General features: G+C 70.0%; 8 protein-coding genes and 1 tRNA gene. 5 read left to right on the top strand and 4 right to left on the bottom strand.

Annotation, left to right across the window (positions count from 1 at the left end; translation table 11 throughout):
- From BT98_RS0102055 to grxD, 4 genes are all read left to right on the top strand, one after another.
- Positions 1–554, top strand: a 554-nt coding sequence (locus tag BT98_RS0102055) for a transposase (protein ID WP_244881535.1), incomplete at its 5' end; no start/stop codon positions are given.
- Between the two features lie 74 nt (positions 555–628).
- Entirely contained in the window at positions 629–2,854 is a 2,226-nt protein-coding gene (gene purL, locus BT98_RS0102050) for a phosphoribosylformylglycinamidine synthase subunit PurL (RefSeq protein WP_051544235.1), read from the top strand.
- A gap of 3 nt (positions 2,855–2,857) precedes the next feature.
- Complete coding sequence (locus tag BT98_RS0102045; protein ID WP_019459690.1) at positions 2,858–3,091, top strand: BolA family protein; 234 nt, start codon at positions 2,858–2,860, stop codon at positions 3,089–3,091.
- A gap of 10 nt (positions 3,092–3,101) precedes the next feature.
- Positions 3,102–3,440, top strand: coding sequence for a Grx4 family monothiol glutaredoxin (grxD, locus tag BT98_RS0102040; RefSeq protein WP_019459689.1), 339 nt, complete (start codon positions 3,102–3,104; stop codon positions 3,438–3,440).
- A gap of 236 nt (positions 3,441–3,676) precedes the next feature.
- On the opposite strand, the gene BT98_RS22900 is transcribed toward grxD, so the two are convergent.
- Both BT98_RS22900 and rpsD read right to left on the bottom strand, forming a co-directional pair.
- A complete protein-coding gene (locus BT98_RS22900; protein WP_019459688.1) occupies positions 3,677–4,465 on the bottom strand; it encodes a tryptophan-rich sensory protein in 789 nt (262 codons plus the stop codon).
- Positions 4,466–4,588: 123 nt separating this feature from the next.
- The gene (gene rpsD, locus BT98_RS0102030) at positions 4,589–5,206 is read right to left on the bottom strand and encodes a 30S ribosomal protein S4 (RefSeq protein ID WP_019459687.1); all 618 of its coding nucleotides are present in this window, start codon (positions 5,204–5,206) and stop codon (positions 4,589–4,591) included.
- 202 nt (positions 5,207–5,408) lie between these two features.
- On the opposite strand from rpsD, the gene BT98_RS0102025 reads away from it, so the two are divergent.
- Positions 5,409–5,621, top strand: coding sequence for a hypothetical protein (locus BT98_RS0102025; protein ID WP_019459686.1), 213 nt, complete (start codon positions 5,409–5,411; stop codon positions 5,619–5,621).
- A gap of 20 nt (positions 5,622–5,641) precedes the next feature.
- Here the strand turns inward: BT98_RS0102025 and BT98_RS0102020 are convergent.
- Both BT98_RS0102020 and BT98_RS0102015 read right to left on the bottom strand, forming a co-directional pair.
- Positions 5,642–5,716 (bottom strand) — tRNA-Gln (locus tag BT98_RS0102020).
- Between the two features lie 120 nt (positions 5,717–5,836).
- Complete coding sequence (locus tag BT98_RS0102015) at positions 5,837–6,718, bottom strand: 4-(cytidine 5'-diphospho)-2-C-methyl-D-erythritol kinase (RefSeq protein ID WP_019459685.1); 882 nt, start codon at positions 6,716–6,718, stop codon at positions 5,837–5,839.
- Position 6,719 lies beyond the last annotated feature (1 nt).

Here is a 6,719-nt window from a genome sequence, read left to right as displayed (position 1 = left end):
CCCTCACCGACGACGAGTGGCTCGCCCTACTCCCCCACATCCTCCCGCGTTCCCCCGCCGGCCGCCCCATCGCCGACCTCCGCCTCCGCATGGACGCCATCTTCCACCTCGCCCTCACCCCCGACCCCTGGCGCGCCCTCCCGCCCCACTACGGCAACCCCGCCACCATCTCCCGCTACTTCCGCCGCCTCACCCACAACGGCCTCTGGACCCGCCTCCTCACCCTCCTGGCCGAAACCCACCCCAATCACCCCCTCCGCGCCATCGAGCATCGCATCTGCCGCGCCGCCCGCCGCGCCTACCGCATCCTCGGCCTGCGCCTCATCCTCCTCGCCCGCCGCCTCGGCCTCCGCTCCGCTCTCCCCGGCCCGCCCTGGCTCCTCCCGGACCCGGATTTGTCCGAAACCCTGCGCCAAACGAAAATCCCGCCCTTTCCAACGCGCTACGGCGCCCTCACCGCCTACCGGAACTGGCTGAAAACCCTCGCCGCCCTCCACCGCACCGCCGCCGGCCGTGCCCGCCTCCCCAACCGCCTCCGCCACGCCTGGCCATGAGCACCCGTCCCGGCAACCCTCCCCCGATACGCGAACCCCTGGACATCGCGCCCGCGCCTTCCCACAAGGCGAACATGTCCAGCCCCGCCCCCCTCGCCCCGGCCCCACTGGCGCCGGAGCGTGCCAAGCAGCTCGCCGCGGAATTCGGCCTGAAGCCGGATGAGTTCGAGCGTGTCCTCGCCATCCTCGGCCGCCAGCCCTCCATGACCGAGCTCGGGATCTTCTCGGTGATGTGGTCGGAACACTGCTCCTACAAATCCAGCCGCGTCTGGCTGAAGGAGCTGCCGACCAAGGCCCCCTGGGTCATCCACGGCCCGGGCGAGAATGCGGGCGTCATCGACATCGGCGAAGGGCTGGCCGCCATCTTCAAGATGGAATCCCACAACCACCCCAGCTTCATCGAGCCCTACCAGGGTGCGGCGACCGGCGTGGGCGGCATCCTGCGCGACGTCTTCACCATGGGCGCCCGCCCCATCGCCAACCTCAACGCCCTCCGCTTCGGCTCGCCGAGCAACCCGGTCACGAAGCGCGTCCTCGACGGCGTCGTCCGCGGCATCGGCGGCTACGGCAACTGCGTCGGCGTCCCGACCGTGGGCGGCGAGGTCAACTTCCACCCCCGCTACGACGGCAACCCCCTGGTCAACGCCATGACCGTGGGCATCGCGCCAAAGGACCGCATCTTCCTCTCCGCCGCCGCCGGCATCGGCAACCCCGTGGTCTATGTCGGCAGCAAGACCGGCCGCGACGGCATCCACGGCGCCACCATGTCCAGCGCGGAATTCAACGCGGACAGCGAGGAAAAGCGCCCCACCGTCCAGATCGGTGACCCCTTCGCGGAGAAGCTGCTGATCGAGGCCTGCCTCGAACTCATGGCCACCGACGCCATCGTCGCGATCCAGGACATGGGCGCCGCCGGCCTCACCTCCTCCGGCGTGGAAATGGCCGGCAAGGGCGGCGTGGGGATCGAGATGAACCTCGACAACGTCCCGCAGCGCGAGGACGGCATGACCGCCTACGAGATGATGCTCTCCGAATCGCAGGAGCGCATGCTGATCGTCCTCCGCCCCGGCGCCGAGCACATCGCCGAAGCTATCTTCCGCAAGTGGGAACTCGACTTCGCCGTCGTCGGCCACATCACCGACACCGGCCGCATCGTGGTGAAGCACAAGGGTCAGGTCGAGGCCGACATCCCCCTCGCCCCCCTGGAATCCGAGGCCCCCCTCTACCGCCGCCCCACCGCCGAAACGCCGAAACAGCCCACGCTGAACGCGGCCGACATCTCCAACCCCACCACCATTGGTGAGGCCCTGCAAACCCTCGTCGCCAGCCCGGACCTCTGCTCCCGCCGTTGGATCTGGGACCAGTACGACGCCACCGTGGGCGGCAACACCACCCGCCGCCCCGGCGCCGCCGATGCGGCGGTCGTCCGCGTGGGCGAAGGCACCCGCGCCCTGGCCATCACCACCGACTGCACCCCGCGCTACGTCCTGGCCGATCCGGAGATGGGCGGCACCCAGGCCGTGGCGGAGGCCTGGCGCAACCTCACCGCGACCGGCGCCCTCCCCCTCGCGATCACCGACAACATGAACTTCGGCAACCCCGAGAAGCCGGAGATCATGGGCCAGTTCGCCAGCGCCGTCCGCGGCATGGCCGCCGCCTGCAAGGCGCTGGACTTCCCGGTCGTGAGCGGCAACGTCTCCCTCTACAACGAGACCGAGGGCCGCCCCATCCTCCCCACCCCTGCCATCGGCGCCGTGGGCGTGCTGGAGGACGTGGCGAAGGCCACCCGCCTCGGCGCCCCCGCCAACGCCACCCTGGTCCTCCTGGGCGCCACCACCGGCCACCTGGGCCAGTCCCTCTGGCTGCGCGAGATCGCGGGCCGCGAGGACGGCGCCCCCCCGCCCGTGGACCTCGCCACCGAGCGCCGCACCGGCGACTTCCTCCGCGCCCAGATCACCGAAGGCCGCATCCAGGCCGCCCATGACTGCGCCGATGGCGGCCTCCTGGTCACGATCGCGGAAATGCTGATGGAGACCGGCACCGGCCTCCGCCTCCGGGACGTGGCGGGCTCCATCCCCGCCCACGCCTTCTGGTTCGGCGAGGACCAGTCCCGCTACGTCGTCGCCACCGCCGACGCCCAGCCCCTCCTCGCCGCCGCCCAGTCCGCCGGCATCCCCGCCACGATCCTGGGGGAGACGGGCGAGAAGGACTTGGTTCTCCCGGACGGCACCGCCATATCCGTGGCTTCGCTGCGGGCCGCCAATGAGGCTACCCTGCCCGCACTGATGGAGGGGAACTGACCCATGGCCATGGAGCAAGCCGAGATCGAGGCGCTGATCCGCGCCGCCATCCCGGACGCCCGCGTGACCATCGAGGACCTGGCGGGCGACGGCGACCACTACGCCGCCACCGTCGTGTCCGAGGCCTTTCGCGGCAAGTCCCGCGTCCAGCAGCACCAGCTCGTCTACGCCGCGCTGCGGGGCCGCATGGGGGGCGAACTCCACGCCCTCGCCCTGCAGACCTCCGCCCCCGATTGAAAGGAACCCCATGAGCGACGCCACCAGCGCCCGCATCCAGCAGGAGATCACCGAGAACCCGGTGGTCCTCTACATGAAGGGCACCCCGGCCTTCCCGCAGTGCGGCTTCTCCGCCCGCGTGGTCCAGATCCTCAGCCATGTGGGCGTGCCCTTCAAGGGCGTGAACGTTCTGGCCGATCCCGAGCTGCGCGAGGGCATCAAGGCCTTCACCAACTGGCCGACCATCCCCCAGCTCTATGTCCAGGGCGAGTTCGTCGGCGGCTGCGACATCATCATGGAGATGTTCCAGTCCGGCGAGCTCCAGACCCTGCTTCAGGACAAGAACATCCCCACCGGGCAGGCGGCCTGAAACCTCCCCGGAAAGCCGGAAGTCTCACTCATCCCGGCGCCAAAGCAAACCCCGGCAGGGTCCGCCCTCGCCGGGGTTTCTTTTGTCCGGATACCGCCTCTCCCACCGGCTCCGTAACCAACACGGAACGAAAACCCCGCTCCGGCAACGCACCGGCACCCGGCGGGGAAACACGCCCCGTCCAGGCCGCCCTCCATCCCTTCCGTGTCCTGCGGCTGGAGCGCCAGCACCTTCCCTCAGGCGCCGAGCTGCCTGCCCCGCCGCCCCGGCACCCGCCGGGTCCAGGCCACACCCACCACCAGGGCCAGCATCACCGCGGCCGCCAGCGCCGCCAGCACATCCAGTTGGTTCGCCCCCAGGTTGGCCACCACCACGGCCACCAGTGCCCAGCCGACGCCGCCCAGGTACCAGACGCTGCCCTTGGCTGCCCAGACCACCGCCGCGGCGAAGCCTCCGGCCGCCAGCAGCAGCAGTACCGCCGCCACCGTGGCCACCATCCCCTCCACCGGGATGATCCCCGCCACCCGCGCGGCCCCGGAGATGTTCGCGAAGCAGGCGGCCGTCAGCCATCCCGCCATCAGACCGGTCAGCGGCAGCACCAGCCAGCGCCCGCTGCGCGAAGGCTCCACCCCGCGCCGCGCCAGGAAGAAGGCGGCCAGGGCGCAAACGACGTTCAGCAGCATGATCGCCACCAGGAAGAACCCGTTCCGCCCGCTGAACTGCGCCACCGCCTCCCACAGCGTGTTCAGCGCGAAGACCCCGACCAGCGGCCAGCCGACGCGGCTCAGCAGCGGGTCCGCATGGTTCATCGGCAGGATCTGCCAGACGCCATAGGCCAGCGAGAGTGCGAAAAGCACCGTCCACATGATGGGGAAGGCATAGTTCGCCGGCACCACTGGCGTCTGGCTGCTCCCCGACACCACCGCCATGGAAGTTCCCACCCCTACCAGCGGCAGGAGCCCCACGACGATCTGCACCAGCGGCAGGATCAGGGCCAGAACACGTCGGGTCTGCTCACTCGGCACAGGCGATTCTCCCGGGAAGGCACAAAGCTTACTCCAGAAACGCGAAACGCCGCCCCCGGGGGTTCGTTCCCAGGGGCGGCGTTCGGCAGGAGGCCCGAAAGGGTTACCTGTGAGGCGAAAGGATCAGCGCGAGTAGAACTCGATGACCAGGTTCGGCTCCATCTGCACCGGGTACGGCACATCGCCCAGCTTCGGCGCGCGGATGAAGGAGCCCTTCATCTGGCGGTGGTCGATCTGCACATATTCCGGCACGTCACGCTCGCCGGACTGCGCGGCGTCGAGCACGGCGGTCAGCTGCTTGGACTTCTCCTTCACCTCGATGACGTCGCCGTCCTTCACGAGATAGGAGGGGATGTTCACGCGCTTGCCGTTCACCAGCAGGTGGCCGTGGTTGACGAACTGGCGGGCCGCGAAGGGCGTCACCGCCAGCTTCATGCGGTACACCACGGCGTCCAGGCGGCGCTCCAGCAGCTCGATCAGGTTCTCGGAGGTGTCGCCCTTGCGGCGCACGGCCTCCTCGTAATACTTGCGGAACTGCTTCTCGCCGATGTTGCCGTAGTAGCCCTTCAGCTTCTGCTTCGCCATCAGCTGGATGCCGAAGTCGGTCGGCTTCTGCTTGCGGCGCTGGCCGTGCTGGCCGGGGCCGTACTCGCGCTTCGCGATCGGGGACTTCGCACGGCCCCAGAGGTTCACGCCGAGGCGGCGATTGATCTTGTACTTGCTTTCCGCGCGCTTCGTCATGCGGCGGGTCCTTTCGTCTTCGATGGCCCGGTGGGCCAGTTTTGTCCCGGTAGTCCCCCGGCCCCGAAAGGCCGGAAGCGGGCGCGCGGCAGAACGCCACGTCCACATTCCCAGGAAGGAGGGCGCCCCTTAACGGCGTGCCACCCCCTTGTCAAACCCCCGCTTGTCAAAGCGGCAGGCTTCCTGCACCTGCTGGGATACGATGGTGAGACGCGAAGAGATCCTGATCCTCGGCCTGACCGCCGGGGTCCTCGGCTGCCTGACCGGCGGGACGATGTTCGGCATCGGCCTCGGCATGGTGGTGCAGGGCGCCCATATCGGCTGGTTGCTGGCCCTTCCGGCCGCGCCGGTCGCCGGCATGCTGGGCTATGCCCTGGCCCGTCGCCTCGCCACTCGGCTGGAGCCCATGCGCTAGACATCCGGAGATACGATCGCTGGTTGGGGCGCCAGGATTCGAACCTGGGAATGGCGGTACCAAAAACCGCTGCCTTACCGCTTGGCTACGCCCCAGTAGCAGGCCCTTGCGAGCCGGGCTTTCGCGTGGGGAGGGAGATAATCGGAGCCCAGGGGGTCCGTAAAGACCTCCCGGCCCGGGTTTCTTTCCACCGCGTCGCAGCAGCAGGCCACGACTCAGCCTTCTGCGGGCGCCCCGCCCCAGCGCCACCAGGCGGAGGGCAGGCTCTCGGCCGCCGCCTGGGCCATGGCCGGATCGGGAAAGAGGCCGAAGCAGGTCGCGCCGGAACCGCTCATCCGCGCCAACAGACAGTCCTTCCGGCTGGCGATCGCCGAGAGCACCTCCGTCACGGCGGGGCAGAGCTCTCGTGCCGGGGCCTCCAGATCGTTCGTGCAGCGCCGGAGATCCTCGGCCATGGCCCGGGCACTGGACCAGGATGCGGGCAGTTCCGCCGGAGGCGTGAAGCCGGTCGCCCGGGCACGGAACACGGCGGGCGTGGACAGGGGGATGCGCGGATTGGCCAGCAGCAGCCCATAGGCCGGGAAACGTGGCGCCGGCGCCAGTTCCTCGCCGATGCCGCCCATGCGCGCGGCCCGGGACGCGACGCAGACGGGCACATCCGCGCCCAGCCGCGCCACCGCCGCCTCGGGCGGCAGGGGCAGGCGCCACTGGCGAGCCAGCAGGCGCAGCGCTGCGGCCGCGTCAGCCGAGCCGCCGCCGATGCCGGAAGCCACCGGCAGGCGCTTGGTCAGCCGCAGCGCCGCGCCGTGGGAGACGCCGTGGCTTTCCGCCAGCAGGCGCGCCGCGCGCAGCACCAGATTGTCCGGCTCCGCGACCAGGGCGCCGCCTTCCGGCCCGTCGATCTCCAGCGTCAGCGCCTCCGCCGGCGAAGCCGTGAGCTCATCGCCCACCCCCGCGAAGACGGCCAGGCTGTCGAGCAGGTGATAGCCATCCTCGCGTCGCCCGGTGACATGCAGGAAGAGATTGACCTTGGCCGGGGCGAATTCAGCCGCCTCAGCCCCTGCGGCCTGGGGCCGGTTCGTCGTGATATCGGACATG

The sequence above is a fragment of the Roseomonas mucosa ATCC BAA-692 genome (assembly GCF_000622225.1).
GTDB classification, from domain to species: Bacteria; Pseudomonadota; Alphaproteobacteria; order Acetobacterales; family Acetobacteraceae; genus Roseomonas; species Roseomonas mucosa.
The sequence above is the reverse complement of the archived record's forward strand: the minus strand, read 5'-3'. Positions and strand labels throughout refer to the sequence as shown.